The organism is Pseudomonas sp. BN102, from assembly GCF_029871245.1.
In the GTDB taxonomy this organism is placed as follows: domain Bacteria; phylum Pseudomonadota; class Gammaproteobacteria; order Pseudomonadales; family Pseudomonadaceae; genus Metapseudomonas.
In genome coordinates, this window is sequence record NZ_SSON01000064.1 from 1 (window position 1) to 14,449 (window position 14,449).

General features: G+C 66.4%; 14 protein-coding genes. 5 read left to right on the forward strand and 9 right to left on the reverse strand.

Annotation, left to right across the window (positions count from 1 at the left end; translation table 11 throughout):
• Window position 1: 1 nt before the first annotated feature.
• The 3 genes from E8F12_RS13060 to E8F12_RS13070 form a co-directional block, all read right to left on the reverse strand.
• Entirely contained in the window at window positions 2–1,522 is a 1,521-nt protein-coding gene (locus E8F12_RS13060) for an aldehyde dehydrogenase family protein (RefSeq protein WP_280325676.1), read from the reverse strand.
• Between the two features lie 146 nt (window positions 1,523–1,668).
• The gene (locus E8F12_RS13065; RefSeq protein WP_280325677.1) at window positions 1,669–3,252 is read right to left on the reverse strand and encodes a methyl-accepting chemotaxis protein; all 1,584 of its coding nucleotides are present in this window, start codon (window positions 3,250–3,252) and stop codon (window positions 1,669–1,671) included.
• 241 nt (window positions 3,253–3,493) lie between these two features.
• Complete coding sequence (locus tag E8F12_RS13070) at window positions 3,494–5,278, reverse strand: methanol/ethanol family PQQ-dependent dehydrogenase (RefSeq protein ID WP_280325678.1); 1,785 nt, start codon at window positions 5,276–5,278, stop codon at window positions 3,494–3,496.
• Window positions 5,279–5,504: 226 nt separating this feature from the next.
• Between E8F12_RS13070 and E8F12_RS13075 the strand changes: the two genes are divergently transcribed.
• A complete protein-coding gene (locus E8F12_RS13075) occupies window positions 5,505–6,518 on the forward strand; it encodes a hypothetical protein (RefSeq protein ID WP_280325679.1) in 1,014 nt (337 codons plus the stop codon).
• 97 nt (window positions 6,519–6,615) lie between these two features.
• Here the strand turns inward: E8F12_RS13075 and E8F12_RS13080 are convergent, their stop codons facing one another.
• The 6 genes from E8F12_RS13080 to E8F12_RS13105 form a co-directional block, all read right to left on the reverse strand.
• Window positions 6,616–7,551 (reverse strand): quinoprotein relay system zinc metallohydrolase 1, encoded by a 936-nt coding sequence (locus E8F12_RS13080; RefSeq protein WP_280325680.1) that lies wholly within the window; start codon window positions 7,549–7,551, stop codon window positions 6,616–6,618.
• Window positions 7,552–7,561: 10 nt separating this feature from the next.
• Window positions 7,562–8,308, reverse strand: a complete 747-nt coding sequence (locus E8F12_RS13085; RefSeq protein WP_280325681.1) for a quinoprotein dehydrogenase-associated SoxYZ-like carrier — start codon at window positions 8,306–8,308, stop codon at window positions 7,562–7,564.
• A 13-nt stretch (window positions 8,309–8,321) separates the two neighbouring features.
• Window positions 8,322–9,200, reverse strand: coding sequence for an ABC transporter substrate-binding protein (locus E8F12_RS13090; protein ID WP_280325682.1), 879 nt, complete (start codon window positions 9,198–9,200; stop codon window positions 8,322–8,324).
• Window positions 9,201–9,205: 5 nt separating this feature from the next.
• Window positions 9,206–9,643 carry a cytochrome c-550 PedF gene (gene pedF, locus E8F12_RS13095; protein ID WP_280325683.1) on the reverse strand — a complete coding sequence of 146 codons (438 nt, stop codon included), beginning with the start codon at window positions 9,641–9,643 and terminating at the stop codon, window positions 9,206–9,208.
• Window positions 9,644–9,896: 253 nt separating this feature from the next.
• The gene (locus E8F12_RS13100; protein ID WP_280325684.1) at window positions 9,897–10,052 is read right to left on the reverse strand and encodes a hypothetical protein; all 156 of its coding nucleotides are present in this window, start codon (window positions 10,050–10,052) and stop codon (window positions 9,897–9,899) included.
• 304 nt (window positions 10,053–10,356) lie between these two features.
• Window positions 10,357–10,491, reverse strand: a complete 135-nt coding sequence (locus tag E8F12_RS13105) for a hypothetical protein (RefSeq protein WP_280325685.1) — start codon at window positions 10,489–10,491, stop codon at window positions 10,357–10,359.
• Window positions 10,492–10,644: 153 nt separating this feature from the next.
• On the opposite strand from E8F12_RS13105, the gene E8F12_RS13110 reads away from it, so the two are divergent.
• The 4 genes from E8F12_RS13110 to E8F12_RS13125 all read left to right on the forward strand — a co-directional run bounded on the left by E8F12_RS13110 (window position 10,645) and on the right by E8F12_RS13125 (window position 14,444).
• A complete protein-coding gene (locus E8F12_RS13110; RefSeq protein WP_280325686.1) occupies window positions 10,645–11,841 on the forward strand; it encodes an ABC transporter substrate-binding protein in 1,197 nt (398 codons plus the stop codon).
• A gap of 23 nt (window positions 11,842–11,864) precedes the next feature.
• Window positions 11,865–12,833, forward strand: coding sequence for a YVTN family beta-propeller repeat protein (locus E8F12_RS13115; protein WP_280325687.1), 969 nt, complete (start codon window positions 11,865–11,867; stop codon window positions 12,831–12,833).
• Window positions 12,830–13,546, forward strand: coding sequence for an ABC transporter ATP-binding protein (locus tag E8F12_RS13120; protein ID WP_280325688.1), 717 nt, complete (start codon window positions 12,830–12,832; stop codon window positions 13,544–13,546). Before E8F12_RS13115 ends, E8F12_RS13120 begins: the two co-directional genes overlap by 4 nt.
• Before the next feature lie 106 nt (window positions 13,547–13,652).
• Window positions 13,653–14,444 (forward strand): ABC transporter permease, encoded by a 792-nt coding sequence (locus tag E8F12_RS13125; protein ID WP_280325701.1) that lies wholly within the window; start codon window positions 13,653–13,655, stop codon window positions 14,442–14,444.
• The last annotated feature ends 5 nt before the right edge of the window (window positions 14,445–14,449 follow it).

The window sequence follows — 14,449 nt, forward strand, 5'->3', positions numbered from 1 at the left end:
ATCAGAAGAAGCCCAGCGGATTGACGTCGTAGCTCACCAGCAGGTTTTTGGTCTGCTGGTAGTGGTCGAGCATCATCTTGTGGGTTTCGCGGCCGACGCCGGACTTCTTGTAGCCGCCGAAGGCAGCGTGGGCCGGGTACAGGTGGTAGCAGTTGGTCCACACGCGGCCGGCCTTGATGCCACGGCCCATGCGGTAGGCGCGGTTGATGTCGCGGGTCCAGAGGCCGGCGCCGAGGCCGAACTCGGTGTCGTTGGCAATCGCCAGGGCCTCGGCCTCATCCTTGAAGGTGGTCACGCCCACCACCGGGCCGAAGATCTCTTCCTGAAACACGCGCATCTTGTTGTGGCCCTTGAGCAAGGTCGGCTGGATGTAGTAGCCGCTGGAAAGGTCGCCACCCAGGCGCTCGGAGCTGCCGCCGGCGAGCAGTTCGGCGCCCTCCTGCTGGGCGATGTCGAGGTAGGAGAGGATCTTCTCGTACTGCTGCTGGGAGGCCTGGGCGCCGACCATGGTCTCGGTGTCCAGCGGGTCGCCGCGCTTGATCGCCTTGATCTTCTTCATCACCTCGACCATGAAGGGTTCGAAGATCGACTCCTGCACCAGGGCGCGGGACGGGCAGGTGCAGACCTCACCCTGGTTGAAGAAGGCCAGCACCAGGCCCTCGGCGGCCTTCTCGATGAAAGCCGGCTCGGCCTGCATGATGTCTTCGAAGAAGATGTTCGGGCTCTTGCCGCCCAGTTCGACGGTGGAGGGAATGATGTTCTCCGCCGCGCAATGCATGATGTGCGCGCCCACCGGAGTCGAGCCGGTGAAGGCGATCTTGGCGATACGCTTGCTGGTGGCCAGGGCCTGGCCCGCTTCCTTGCCGAAGCCCTGGACGATGTTGAGCACGCCCGGCGGCAGCAGGTCGCCGATGATTTCCGCCAATACCATGATCGACAGCGGGGTCTGCTCGGCCGGCTTGAGCACCACGCAGTTGCCGGCGGCGAGCGCCGGGGCCAGCTTCCAGGCGGCCATCAGCAGCGGGAAGTTCCAGGGGATGATCTGGCCGACCACGCCCAGCGGCTCGTGGATGTGGTAGGCGACGGTGTTCTCGTTGATCTCGGCGGCGCCGCCTTCCTGGGCGCGGATGCAGCCAGCAAAGTAGCGGAAGTGGTCGACGGCCAGCGGGATGTCGGCGTTCAGGGTCTCGCGTACGGCCTTGCCGTTGTCCCAGGTCTCGGTGACGGCGAGGACTTCCAGGTTCTGTTCGATGCGGTCAGCGATCTTCAGCAGGATCAGCGTGCGGTCCTGGACCGAGGTCTTGCCCCAGGCATTGGCGGCGGCATGGGCGGCATCCAGGGCCCTCTCGACATCTTCGGCACCGGAGCGGGGGAATTCGGCGATCACTTCGCCATTCACCGGGGAGGTATTGGTGAAGTATTCGCCGCCCGCCGGCGGCACGAACTCGCCCCCGATGAAGTTGCCATAACGCGGCTTGAAACTGACGACGGCGCCCGGAGTGCCTGGTTGTGCATAGATCATGGCGTTGCTCTCTCTGGTCGGGGCCCGCCCGGGTGGGCAGGTTGTGGACCGATCTTAGTCAGCCGCCGCGGGGGGCCGGTATGCGCCCATGGCACAGGCCCCCTCGTCATTTGGTAGTAGATGGCCGACCGCTCTGGGCCGGCCCTTCAGACCTTGGCCAGGGCCTCCCGGCGGCTGGCTCGCGGCACCGGCGCGGCGGCCTGTTCCGGCCGGTAGCCCAGGCGCAGTCCGCCCCAGTGGCGGCCCTGGACGAAGATCGGCACCGACAGGTCGTGCATCAGCTCGCCGGTATCGCGGGTGTAGGTCTGCAACAGCAGCGGTTGCTGGTGGCTGCCGCAGCGGATACCGGTGCGGTCGTTGAACATGCGCTTGCTGCGGCTGCGGGCCATGTCCCGTTCCGGATCGCCGCTGGGCGCCGCGCTGAACGCCTGGTTATGGGTGGGCACATAGCCCTCCGCCGTACAGGCGATGGCGAACACCAGTCCTTCGTGGTCCTTGAGCAGCGGTTCCTGAATGGCCGGCAGCACCTGGTCGGTGTAGCGGTCGAAGCGCGAGCCGTATTTCTGCGGGTAGGTACCGGGCACAACCTGGAAGCGACGGTCGAACAGGTCATCGAGGCTGATGCGACCGTCGCGCACGTCTCGCTCGAAGCGGTCGGCGATGGCCGCCACACCCCGTCGAGCGAGGTCGTAGACCCGCTGGTGGTAATCGTCCAGGCCCACTTCGGCCAGACGTTCGCTGATGGTCTCGGCCTGCCCTTCCAACTGGCCGGCAGCCTCGGCCAGGCGGCGGGTCTGTTCATCGCCGACGCCCAGGTCGCTGCGCACCTGCCCCACCGCCTCGAACAAGTGGGCCAGCTGGTCCCGATTGGTCCGCGCGCCCCGGGCGATCTCGTCCACCTGGCCTTCCACGGCTGCGGCAAGGCCGGCGATCTTCTCCAACTGGAAGCCGGTCAGTTCCACCTGGCCGACGCCGGCGTCGAGGTCGGCGGAGAGCTGGCTGATCTGTTCCACCACATCCATGGTCTGACGCTGGATATCGGCCACCATCTGGCCCACCTCGCCTGTGGCGCTAGCGGTTCGCCCGGCCAGGCCGCGTACTTCATCCGCCACCACGGCGAAGCCCCGGCCATGCTCGCCGGCCCGCGCGGCTTCGATGGCGGCATTCAGGGCCAGCAGGTTGGTCTGGCTGGCGATGGACTGGATGACCTGGGCCACCTGCTGGATTTCCTCGCTGCGCTGGCTGAGGGAGGCGATCAGCTCGCGGCTGGCGCCAGCCCTGGCGCTCAACTGGTGCATCAGGTCGATGGCCTGGCGCAGCACCTCGCGGCCTTCGTCGCTGCTGCGGCGGGCGTCATGGGCGGCGGCGAAGGCCTGCTGGCTGAGTTCCGAGGTGGCCGCCTCGGTGGCGATCATCGCCTCCGCGCTGCCGACAATGCGCTCGGCGGCTTGCAGCTGGGATTGCAGGCGCTCGGCCAGGCGGTCCACCGAGTAGGCCACCCCAGCGGCGGAGAGCGCATTGTGACTGGTGCTGCGGGACAGGTCGCGGGTGAGCCGCGCCACATCGGTGCCCTCCCCCGTGGCCGTCGGCGGAGCGGTTGCGCCCTTGCGCCAGAACAGCCAGGGCACCGCCAGGCACAGGGCGATGCCGAGCCAGGGCGGCAATCCCGCCAGCGCCACGGTGCCGGCGAGAAGGAGGATCAGCAGGCTTTGGAACAGGCAGTTGCGCATTTCATACCCCTTGATGCTTGGCGCCGGGCGCCTTGTCATTGTTCTGCGGGTATTAAGCGGCCTCTGGCCAGTACAAGGCCATGATTCCTTGGTCGTAGAAATGGGCAGGTAGGTTGGTGCTGAGCCTGCGAAGCCCAACGGTGGCCACACGGATCTATCCGACGCGGCTCGTTGGGCTTCGCTTCGCTCTGCACCAACCTACGAAAAGCAAAGGCCCGCCGGAGCGGGCCTTGCCGGGGGATCAGCGCTTGGCCACCGCCTCCGCCTTCGGCAGCTTGAAGGTCCAGAGCATGCCGCCCTGGTTCAGGTCCTTGATGCGCTTGGCCACCTCGCCGCCCCAGAGCGGCACGGCGCCACCCCAGCCGGAAAGCACCGACACGTACTGTTCGCCGTCCATCTCCCAGGTGATGGGCGAACCGATCACGCCGGAACCGGTGTTGAACTCATAGAGCTTCTTGCCGGACTTGGCGTCGAACGCCATCAGGTAACCCTCGGGGTTGCCGGTGAACACCAGGTTGCCCTTGGTGGCGAGCACCCCGCCCCAGAGCGGCGCGTAGTTCTTGTAGCGCCAGACTTCCTTGCCGCTCTTCGGGTCGATGGCGCGCAGCACACCGATGTAGTCCTCGTTCAGCGGCTTGATGGTAAAGCCCGCGCCGAGGTAGGCAGCGCCCTTCTTGTAGGCGATGTTCTCGTTCCACATGTCCATGCCCCACTCGTTGGACGGGACGTAGAACAGGCCGGTGTCCTGGCTGTAGGCCATGGGCATCCAGTTCTTGCCGCCAAGGAAGGACGGCGCGACGAACACCGAACTGCCGTGCTTGCCGTCGGCAGCGGGCGCGCCGGGGCGCTTGGCATCGTCGTAGATCGGCCGGCCGTCCTTGTCCAAGCCCTTGGCCCAGGTCACTTCATCGACGAAGGGGAAACCGCGGATGAACTTGCCGTTGGTGCGGTCCAGCACATAGAAGAAGCCGTTGCGGTCGGCGGTGGCCGCGGCCTTCACCGTCTTGCCGCCGTCCTGGTAGTTGAAGGACACCAGTTCGTTGACGCCGTCGAAGTCCCAGCCATCGTGCGGGGTGGTCTGGAAGTGCCACTTGATCGAGCCGTCGTCCGGATTGAGGGCCAGGCGCGAGGACGAATACAGGTTGTCGCCCGGGCGCAGGTGGGAGTTCCACGGCGAGGGGTTGCCGGTGCCGAACAGCAGCGAGTCGGTCTCAGGGTCGTAGTAACCGCCCAGCCAGGGCGCGGCACCGCCGGTCTTCCACAGGTCGCCGGGCCAGGTCTTGCCTGCCTCGCCGCCGGAGATGCCGCTCTCGACCTTCTTGCCGTCCTTGTAGACGTAGCCCATGTGGCCTTCCACGGTGGGGCGGGTCCAGAGCAGCTCGCCATTGTTCGGGTCGTAGGCCTCGATCTTGCCCACCACGCCGAACTCGCCGCCGGCGACCCCGGTGATCAGCTTGCCCTTGACCACCAGCGGTGCGGCGGAGATGGAGTAGCCGGCCTTGTAGTCGGCCACGGTCTTGCGCCAGACCACCTTGCCGGTGTCCTTGTTCAGCGCCACCAGCTTGGCGTCCAGTGTGCCGAAGATCACCAGGTCGCCGTAGAGGGCAACGCCGCGGTTGATCACGTCGCAGCAGGGCATGATGCCGTCGGGCAGGCGCGCATCGTACTGCCAGAGCTTCTTGCCGGTGCGCGCATCCACCGCGAATACCCGTGAGTAGGAACCGGTGACATAGATCACGCCGTCCTTGACCAGGGGCTGGGCCTGCTGGCCGCGCTGCTTCTCGCCGCCGAAGGACAGCGCCCAGACCGGGCGCAGCTGCTGCACGTTGTCGCTGTTGAGGGCGGCCAGGGTGCTGTAGCGCTGTCCCTGCAGGCCCAGGCCGTTGGTGACCACTTCGCCGGTGGACTTGGCGTCGTCGAGGATTTCTTCGTCGGTGACGCCGGCCTGGGCCAGGCTGCTGGACAGCGCCACGGCGACGCACAGCAGCGTCCGGGCGAAAGGCTGGTAGGGTGTGGCGAGCTTCATTGCGGCTACCTCTGCGGGCTTGTTGTTGTGACCCGGGAAAATTTCCCGGTCTGCCGCAAATTCTTGGTTTGCCGCCGATGGCCAACAATTGGACGCAGTGCGGATTTTCCTCCTCCGTTGGTAGCAATACCGAACCGTCCCTGCATACTTCAGCTGCCGATTGTGCAACCTCACCCGGCGCTGGCAGACTGCCGCCCTGCTCCGCACTTCATCGCTCCCGGGACCTATGCAACTCTTCACTGATCGTCAACTGCTACTGGCCAGTTGGGCCATCGTCCTCATCGGCCTGCTGCTGGTGCTGCCCTTCCATCTGCTGCCATCCCTGCTGTCAGGACTGCTGGTCTATGAACTGGTGATCAACCTGGCCCCGCGCCTGCAGCCGGTGATCCCCGGGGGGCGCCGCGCCCGCTGGCTGGCGGTGGCGCTGCTGGGCACCCTGGTGGTGAGCATGCTGTCGCTGTTCTTCGTCTGGATCGGCGGTGTGGTGACGCAGGAATTGCGCAACCCCGGCCAGTTGCTTGAAAAATTCATCGTCCTGACTGAACAGGCCCGGGCGCAGTTGCCGGCCTCCATCGAGAACTACCTGCCGGCCAGCGCCGATGAGCTGCGCCGCGAACTGATGGACTGGCTGCGGGACCACGTCGGCCAGCTGCAACTGTTGGGCAAGGGCGCAGCGCATACCTTCGTGACCATGCTGATCGGCATGATCCTGGGCGCCATCATCGCCCTGCAGCCCATTCCCAATTTCGAGACAGTGCGCCCGCTCAGCCGCCTGCTGCTTGAGCGCATGGCCCTGCTGGTGACCGCGTTCCGCAACATCGTCTTCGCGCAGATCAAGATTTCCCTGGTCAACACCACACTCACCGGCATCTTCCTCGCCGTGGTGCTGCCGTTGATGGACATCCACCTGCCGCTGACCAAGGTGCTGATCCTGCTGACGTTCATCCTCGGACTGCTGCCGGTGATCGGCAACCTGATGTCCAACACCCTGATCTTCATCGCCGGATTCTCGGTATCCCTCTGGGTGGCGGTCGGCGCCCTGGGCTACCTGATCGCCATCCACAAGCTGGAATACTTCCTCAACGCGCGCATCGTCGGCGGCCAGATCAGCGCCAGGGCCTGGGAGCTGCTGCTGGCGATGCTGGCATTCGAGTCGATCTTCGGCCTGCAGGGACTGGTGGCGGCGCCGATCTACTACGCCTACCTGAAGAGCGAACTGAAGCATGCTGAGCTGGTATAGCGCCAGAGCTCGGAACGGTGCGCACAGCGCACCCTACGAGGTACACCCAGCACTCGGGTTCGACCGTAGGGTGCGCCGCGCGCACCAATGAGCCCATTCACTCCGCCGCGCTATCCACCCTCGGCAAACGCTCCATCTCGTACTTCGGATAGAGGTGGCTGACACTGCGGATCAGCTCATAGCGGCTCAGGTTCACCGAAGCGAAGCGTTCGGGAATCGGCGCGCGGATTACCGCGTTCATCTCCTCCCCCTTCGCCGCCGCGTCCTTCAGCAAGGCATCCAGCCAGCCCAGGTAATCGCGCATCTGCACGAATGGCGCCTTGTCCCGGCTGATGGGCCCGTGGCCGGGCACCAGCAGCTTCCAGGGCAGGACCTCCAGGCGATCCAGGTCGGCCAGCCAGGCATCCAGGCCGGGGCTGTTGGGCGTGGTCAGGGCTCGTTGGTAGAACACCAGGTCGCCGGCGAAGAGCACGCCGGTGCTTTCATCCAGCACGGCCAGGTCCGCGCTTGTGTGGCCATGCAAGCCAAGCAGGCGCAAGCGGTGGCCACCGACCTGGCGAATACCGGGCTCGACCGTCTCGGTGGGCAGCAGTACCTCGGTGCCGCGCATCCAGTCGCCCACCAGGCGGTACATGTTTTCCGCCATGGCCTCGCCCTGCTCCTGCAGCAGCGTGCGGGTGCCGGTCAGGGCGGCGATGGGCGAATCGGCGAAGGCCTGGTTGCCCAGCACATGATCCGGGTGATGGTGGGTGAGCAGCACCAGGACCACCGGCTGGTCGGTGACTTCGGCTATTGCCCGGCGCATGGCCTCGCCATAGGCCTTCGAGGGGCCGCTGTCGATCACCACCACGCCATCGCCCGTGACGATGAAGGCGGTGTTGACGATGTTGCCACCGTTGGCCGCGTCGAAGTTGTCGGTGCTGCCTTCCAGCAGCCAAGTGCCATCGGCAATCTGCCGGGGTTTCAGCGAATAGTCCTGGCTGGCCTGGGCGGTGAACGCCAGGCAGGCCACCAGCAGGGCGATCAAGCGCATGGGCTCTCCTTCAGAAACTGGCCTCGAACTCGTTGCCGTTGTTGTCCCGCAGCCACAACTGCGCCTGCTCCCGGCCCTGCACTTCCAGGCTGATGGTGGGGTTCTCGCTGACCGCCGGGAACAGCTCCAGGGTCGCCAGGGGCTGGCCATCGGCATCGCGCAGCTCGGCCTGGTTGAGGAAGAATTCGGGAATGCCGCCGGTGAGGCCGTTGTCCATCGGGTGGTCGATGCGCAAGCGCAGGCGGCTGCCGTCGCCCAGGGGAAAGCGGCCGCCATGCACCTGGCCGAGTCGATCCTCCCAGCCGGCCTGGGCACGCACCAGGCTCGGCGCGGTGCAACCGCCCCCGGCGGCGTCGATGCGGGTCGAGCCGATGTGCCAGAGGCCGTCGCGGGTTAGCACGGCGGCGCGGATGGGTGTGGCCTGCTCGACGCGGATGCGGATGGCAAGCAGCGGCGCCACCCGCTCGCCGGGGTGAAAGACGAATATCTGCGGAATGGGATTGAGCTCGGCCCAGGCCATGATCTTCACCACCTCTCCGGTGAAGGCGCTGGCATCCACCTGGATCGGCACCTGGCGCGAGTCCTCGGCGAAGGGCGGCGCCTCCAGCACCACACCCGGGTCATGGACGAAGGGCTGACCGCCGAGAAGACGCTGGTGGAAGTAATCCCACATCACCGATTCCACCGGGTCCTGCGCGGCCCAGAGAGGGGCTGCGCAACCCAGCATGCCCAAGAGCAACAACGAACGCCTGTGCATCCCGCACCTCCGGCTATTGAACGTCCTGGTAGAGTCCCGGCAGCTCGTACTGCAGGCCATAGCCGGCATAGAGCTTTTCCATGCGCCCATCGCGGATCATGCCGTCGATGGTTCCCTCTAGGGCATTGGCCAACTGGCGGTTGCTTTCGTGCACCGCCATGCCGATGTCCCAGTCGGGTTCGCCGAGGTTGGGGTAGGTGCTGTCGGCATTCCTGATCTGCGGGTCGTGGGCCCGGTGTTCGAGCCAGTCCAGCTCGCCGCGCAGGGCCATCACCGCGTCCACCTCGCCCTTGCGCATGCCCTCGAAGGCCGCCGCCGGCCCGGGGTAATGATGGGTATTGCGCGCGAGGCGCCCGGCGAACACCGAGGTCAGGTAGAAGGACGGCACGCTCTCCAGCTCGACGCCGATGGGGTGGAACTGGAACACGCCGATGCTCGGCACCTCGTGCAACCGGCGACTGTCATAGGCCACCTGCCAGCGCTCGCGCTGGTAGGGGCCGAACATCACCACCTGCTCGTTGGCCAGCTCACCCACATCGTTGCGCTTCTGCGAGAAGTCGCGGTCGTAGGGCACTCGCAGCATCACGTCGGCGAGCACACCGGGGCGCAGATAGTGCCCCTTCCAGATGAAGTTGCGCAGGTCGTCGTCGAGTTTCTCGCCGGGGACGACCCAGAGCAGCTCCAGCTTCAGGCCCAGGCCATCGGCGAGGGCGCGCGCCAGGTCGACGTCGACGCCGCGGGCGCGGCCTTCTTCCTGGAAGCTGTAGGGGGCGAAGTTCTCGTAGACGGCCACCTTGAGCACCCCCGAGTCGAGGATGTCGTCATAGGGCCGCACCTGTGCCTGTGCCACGGGCAGGCACAGCAGACAGACCAGGAAGGCGAGCAGGCGCATGGCGGTCACTCGCTCACGGCGACGCTATCCAGGTAGGTGCGGATGGCCCAGAGGGCTTCCTGGCTGAGGTAGTCGGCCATCTTCGGCATGTAGACCGCGCCGTCGCGCACGGCGCCATTGATCACCCGCTCCTTGAACCACTCATCGCCACTGGCGTCGGCTTCCAGGTAACGCAGGTCGGGGGCGATGCCGCCGGACTTGGCTTCCAGGCCGTGGCAACGGGCGCAGTTCTGGTTGTACGCCGAGGCGCCGATCTCCACCGCCAGGGCGTTATTGGCGTAGGGCTTGCGGTAGGGGTTCTCGTCGCGCCACTCCTTGCCCAACTGCTCCAGGCCTTCGGTGTTGACCGCCTGGGGCACCACGTCGCCGTGGGCCATGGCAAATCCGCTGAGGGTCAGACCGGCCAGGAATGCGAGGCCGCGCAGTGCGCTGTTCTTGTTCATCACGTACATCCTCATTGAGCTGTGCAAGGCGGCGCCCCGGTCGGAGCGCTGTGAGCAAATGGTAAGAAGCCCCGGGCATCCTCCCCATCCTGCTTTGGTGGCCAGCTCCTCCTCCCTTGGTAGTAGTGCGAGCGGAGGCGGTTTAATGGGCTGCCAGGCGGAATCGAACGCAAAGGCGCCAACTCGCCGGCGACGGGAGGGAGACCATTCGCCAGCGAGCTGGCTGCTGGGGAAGCGGGAGGGATCGGGCCGTTCAGTCGGTCACGAATTGCGCTGTCGGGAGGGAAAGGGTCTGGCCTGACAGGGAGAAGCTGCAGCGGGCCATGTTGTCGGAGGCCCTGGCCGTTTCGAACTCGAGCAGGCAACAGATGACCAGCAGGGGGAGCAGCAGATGCTTGATGATGGCCATTACGGAATCCTCTTGCAGGTTCCTCTGGCTGTCAGGTTAGGGCCGGGCGCCGTGGGAGGCTCTTGTACCTTGGTACCGTCCGGGCAGTACCTTCGTGGCAGTCGCACCGGCCTCCCTTGGGAGTAGCCCGTCGGGAGGTGGCGACAGGGGCTTTGGCAGCAAACCCAAGTCATGGCCGCACTGGGAGGATTTCTCGGCATGCGCGGGTGCTTTTCCGAATCAGGAAGAAGGCGCAAACCCCACCATTCGAGACACCGGGCCAGGAGATGACCCGCATCCATCGACAGCGCGGACATGACGGACTTCACTCCTCCAGCCAGATCACCGGCAGCACCGGAGCGCCGCCCTGGTCGCGGAGATCGGCGGGCCCGGCGCGGTCGAAACCGAGCAGGCTGAGGATCAACAGCAAAGGCAACAGCAGGTGTTTGAGGATGTGCATGGGCCGACCTCACTCTGGTTCTTGTGCGGCCATGCTAGGGCCGAATCGCGAACCGGTTTCTCCTACCTTGGTACCGTCCGACCGGTACTTTCTGCATATTTCCCGGGACCCTGCCCCTTCTTATGCTGGCTCCACCTTCAAAGGAGCCGCCCGATGCGCCACTACCTGCTCCATGGCCTGGCCTACCTTCTGGCCCTGTCCAGCGCCGCCCTGGTCGCCACCCACGTCCGCGCCGAAGACGGCGGGCTTGAGGTACGCATCGGCTACCTGGCCTGGGAGCCGGCCCGCGGCCCGCTGCTGTCCAATGTCATTCCCGAGCCGGAGGACGCCGGCCTGCGCGGCGCTGAGCTGGCCATCACCGACAGCAACAGCACCGGGCGCTTCCTCAAGCACCGCTATGAACTGAGCGCGACCCGCACCGCCGCCCCCGCGGAACTGCTGGACAAGGCCCGCACCCTGCACGGCGAGGGCCTGCGCCTGTTCGTGGTCAACGCGCCGGCCGAGCAGGTGCTGCAGCTGGCCGACGCCCTGCCCGACAGCCTGCTGTTCAACGCTGGCAGCGCCGACGACGCGCTGCGGGGCGCCCAGTGCCGGGCCAACCTGCTGCACAGCCTGCCCAGCCGCGCCATGCTCGCCGACGCCCTGGCGCAATTCCTCGCCACGCGCAGATGGCAGCACTGGCTGCTGGTGAGCGGCCAGCATCCGGACGATCTGGCCTATGCCGCCGCCTTGCGTCGCGCCGCCGGCCGCTTCGGCGCCAAGATCGTCGAGGAGAAACCCTGGAGCTTCGACAACGACCAGCGCCGCAGCGCCCAGGCGGAGATGCCGCTGTTCACCCAGGCCAGCGAGTACGACGTGGTGCTGGTGGCCGACGAGCGCGGCGACTTCGGCGAGTACCTGCCCTACAACACCTGGTACCCGCGCCCGGTGGTCGGCACCCAGGGCCTGACCCCGACCGGCTGGCACAAGACAGTGGAAACCTACGGCGCCGCCCAGTTGCAGAAGCGCTTCGAAGCCCTGGCCGGGCGCTGGATGAACGACCGCGACTTCGCCGCCTGGATCGCCGTGCGCAGCATCGCTAGCGCCGTTACCCGCCTGAGGAGCACCGACCCCACCACTATCCGTACCCTGGCGCTGTCCGCCGACCTGCCCCTGGACGGTTTCAAGGGCCGCAAGCTCAGCTACCGCGACTGGGACGGCCAGCTGCGCCAGCCCATCCCCCTCGTCCACCCCCGCGCCCTGGTCAGCACCTCGCCCCAGGACGGTTTCCTGCACCCGGTGAGCGAGCTGGACAGCCTGGGCTTCGACCGTCCGGAAAGCGCCTGCCGGCAATTCGCCGCAGCCAACTGACCAAGACAACAAGGACAATCGCCATGCCCACGCCATTTGCCGCTGCCATCGCCTCCGCCCTGCTGGTCTTCGTCGGCCAGGCACTGGCCGCCACCGCCTACGTGTCCAATGAAAAGGACGACAGCGTCAGCCTTATCGACCTGGAAAGCCTGGAAGTCACCGCGAGTCTGGCTGTCGGCGCTCGCCCCCGAGGCCTGGCGCTGTCCAGTGACAACAAGCTGCTCTACATCTGCGCCAGCGATTCGGACACCGTTCAGGTAATGGACCTCGCCAGCCGCAAGATCATCAAGGAGCTACCCTCCGGCGCCGACCCCGAGCAGTTCGCCCTGCATCCCAACGACCGCTGGCTGTACATCTCCAACGAGGACGATGCCCTGGTGACCGTGGTCGACACCCAGAGCGACCAGGTGCTGGCGCAGATACAGGTAGGCGTAGAGCCCGAGGGCATGGCGGTGAGCCCGGACGGCAAGTGGGCAGTGAACACCAGCGAAACCACCAACATGCTGCACTGGATCGACACCGCCACCCAGCAACTGGTGGACAACACCCTGGTGGACCAGCGCCCGCGCCATGTGGAGTTCAGCCCGGACGGCAAGCTGCTCTGGGCCTCGGCCGAAATCGGCGGCACGGTCACGGTGGTGGACGTGGCCAGCCGCCAGGTGCAGAAGGTGCTGAAATTCCGGATCAAGGGCGTGCATCCGGACAAGGTGCAGCCGGTGGGGGTCAAGCTGACCCGCGACGGCAAGTACGCGTTCGTCGCCCTCGGCCCGGCCAATCATGTGGCGGTGCTGGACGCCAAGACCTACGAAATCCTCGACTACCTGCTGGTGGGCCGGCGTGTCTGGCATCTGGCCTTCACCCCGGACGAGAAACGCCTGCTGGCCACCAACGGCATCAGCGGCGATGTCTCGGTGATAGACGTGGACAGCCTCAAGGTGAGCAAGTCGATCAAGGTCGGCCGCTACCCCTGGGGCGTGGTGGTGACCCCATGAGTGCCCTGGAGCTGGCAGGTGTGGGCTTCGCCTACGGCCCGCGCCGCGCCTTGGATCAGGTGGACTTTCGTCTTGCGCCGGGCAGCTTCACCGCGCTGCTCGGCCCCAACGGCGCCGGCAAATCCACCCTGATCGCCCTGCTCACCCGCCTCTACGACCTGCAGCAGGGCGAGATCAGTGTCTGCGGCCATTCCCTGCGCCGCGAGCCGCGCGCCGCCCTGGCGCGGCTCGGCGTGGTGTTCCAGCAGAGCACCCTGGACCTGGACCTCTCCGTCGAACAGAACCTGCGCTACCACGCCGCCCTGCACGGCCTGCCGGGCAGAGTGGCGACCCAGCGCATCGAACGCGAACTGGAGCGCCAGCAGCTGGGCCCACGCCGGCGCGACAAGGTGCGCCTGCTCAATGGCGGCCACCGGCGCCGGGTGGAAATCGCCCGCGCGCTGCTTCACGAACCGCGCCTGCTGCTGCTCGACGAAGCCAGCAGCGGCCTGGATCCGGCCAGCCGCGACGGCCTCAACCAGCACGTGCGCCAACTCTGCCGCGACCGGGGTATGGCGGTGCTCTGGACCACCCATCTGCTGGATGAAGTCCAGGCCGAGGACCGCCTGCTCCTGTTGCACCAGGGCCGACTGATCGCCAATGACAGCGCCTGCAGCCTGGGGGCGCGCCATGAAGGAGGCCTTGCCGGCGCCTTTGAGCGGCTGACGGCATGAACTCATCCGTAGGGTGCGCCGTGCGCACCATTTCCTCGCGGAATCCTCGGTGCGCACGGCGCACCCTACCGTCTCCCCATGTCGCGATCCCGGAGCGATGCCCATGCTGACCGCCTACTGGCAATGCCTGCGCGGCATCCTGCTGCGCGAATGGCTGCGCTTCGTGCTGCAGCGCACGCGATTCCTCAGCGCCCTGGTGCGCCCGCTGCTCTGGCTGCTGGTGTTCGCCGCCGGCTTCCGCGCGGCCTTGGGGATCGCCATCATCGAGCCCTACGACACCTACATCACCTACGAGACCTACATAGTCCCGGGCCTGGCCTGCATGATCCTGCTGTTCAACGGCATGCAGGGCTCGCTGTCCATGGTCTACGACCGCGAGATGGGCAGCATGCGCCTGCTGCTCACTAGCCCCCTGCCCCGGGCCTTCCTGTTGGCGGCCAAGTTGCTGGCGACTTCCCTGGTATCCCTGCTGCAGGTTTATGCCTTCCTCGGCATCGCCTGGCTCTACGGGGTGCAGCCGCCGGTGACGGGGCTCCTGGCCGCCCTGCCCGCGCTGCTGCTGGCGGCCCTGCTGCTCAGCGCCCTGGGTTTGCTGCTCTCCAACGGCATCCGCCAGTTGGAGAACTTCGCCGGGGTGATGAATTTCGTGATCTTCCCACTGTTCTTCCTCTCGTCCGCCCTCTACCCGCTGTGGAAGATGCGCGAGGCCAGCGAGTGGTTGTACTGGCTCTGTGCACTGAACCCCTTCAGCCATGCGGTGGAGATGGTGCGCTTCGCCCTGTACGAACGCTTCAACGGGATGGCGATCGGCGTATGCCTGGGCCTGACGGTGGTACTCGCGGCGGCCGCGCTGCTGACCTTCAACCCCCAGCATGCGGCATTGCGCAAAGCGGGCTGAACGCT

Excerpts from the sequence above, each read along its gene's own strand:
- E8F12_RS13060 (WP_280325676.1), bottom strand. The coding sequence starts at position 1,522 with ATGATCTATGCACAACCAGGCACTCCGGGCGCCGTCGTCAGTTTCAAG.
- E8F12_RS13065 (WP_280325677.1), bottom strand. The coding sequence starts at position 3,252 with ATGCGCAACTGCCTGTTCCAAAGCCTGCTGATCCTCCTTCTCGCCGGC.
- E8F12_RS13070 (WP_280325678.1), bottom strand. The coding sequence starts at position 5,278 with ATGAAGCTCGCCACACCCTACCAGCCTTTCGCCCGGACGCTGCTGTGC.
- E8F12_RS13075 (WP_280325679.1), top strand. The coding sequence starts at position 5,505 with ATGCAACTCTTCACTGATCGTCAACTGCTACTGGCCAGTTGGGCCATC.
- E8F12_RS13080 (WP_280325680.1), bottom strand. The coding sequence starts at position 7,551 with ATGCGCTTGATCGCCCTGCTGGTGGCCTGCCTGGCGTTCACCGCCCAG.
- E8F12_RS13085 (WP_280325681.1), bottom strand. The coding sequence starts at position 8,308 with ATGCACAGGCGTTCGTTGTTGCTCTTGGGCATGCTGGGTTGCGCAGCC.
- E8F12_RS13090 (WP_280325682.1), bottom strand. The coding sequence starts at position 9,200 with ATGCGCCTGCTCGCCTTCCTGGTCTGTCTGCTGTGCCTGCCCGTGGCA.
- pedF (WP_280325683.1), bottom strand. The coding sequence starts at position 9,643 with ATGAACAAGAACAGCGCACTGCGCGGCCTCGCATTCCTGGCCGGTCTG.
- E8F12_RS13100 (WP_280325684.1), bottom strand. The coding sequence starts at position 10,052 with ATGGCCATCATCAAGCATCTGCTGCTCCCCCTGCTGGTCATCTGTTGC.
- E8F12_RS13105 (WP_280325685.1), bottom strand. The coding sequence starts at position 10,491 with ATGCACATCCTCAAACACCTGCTGTTGCCTTTGCTGTTGATCCTCAGC.
- E8F12_RS13110 (WP_280325686.1), top strand. The coding sequence starts at position 10,645 with ATGCGCCACTACCTGCTCCATGGCCTGGCCTACCTTCTGGCCCTGTCC.
- E8F12_RS13115 (WP_280325687.1), top strand. The coding sequence starts at position 11,865 with ATGCCCACGCCATTTGCCGCTGCCATCGCCTCCGCCCTGCTGGTCTTC.
- E8F12_RS13120 (WP_280325688.1), top strand. The coding sequence starts at position 12,830 with ATGAGTGCCCTGGAGCTGGCAGGTGTGGGCTTCGCCTACGGCCCGCGC.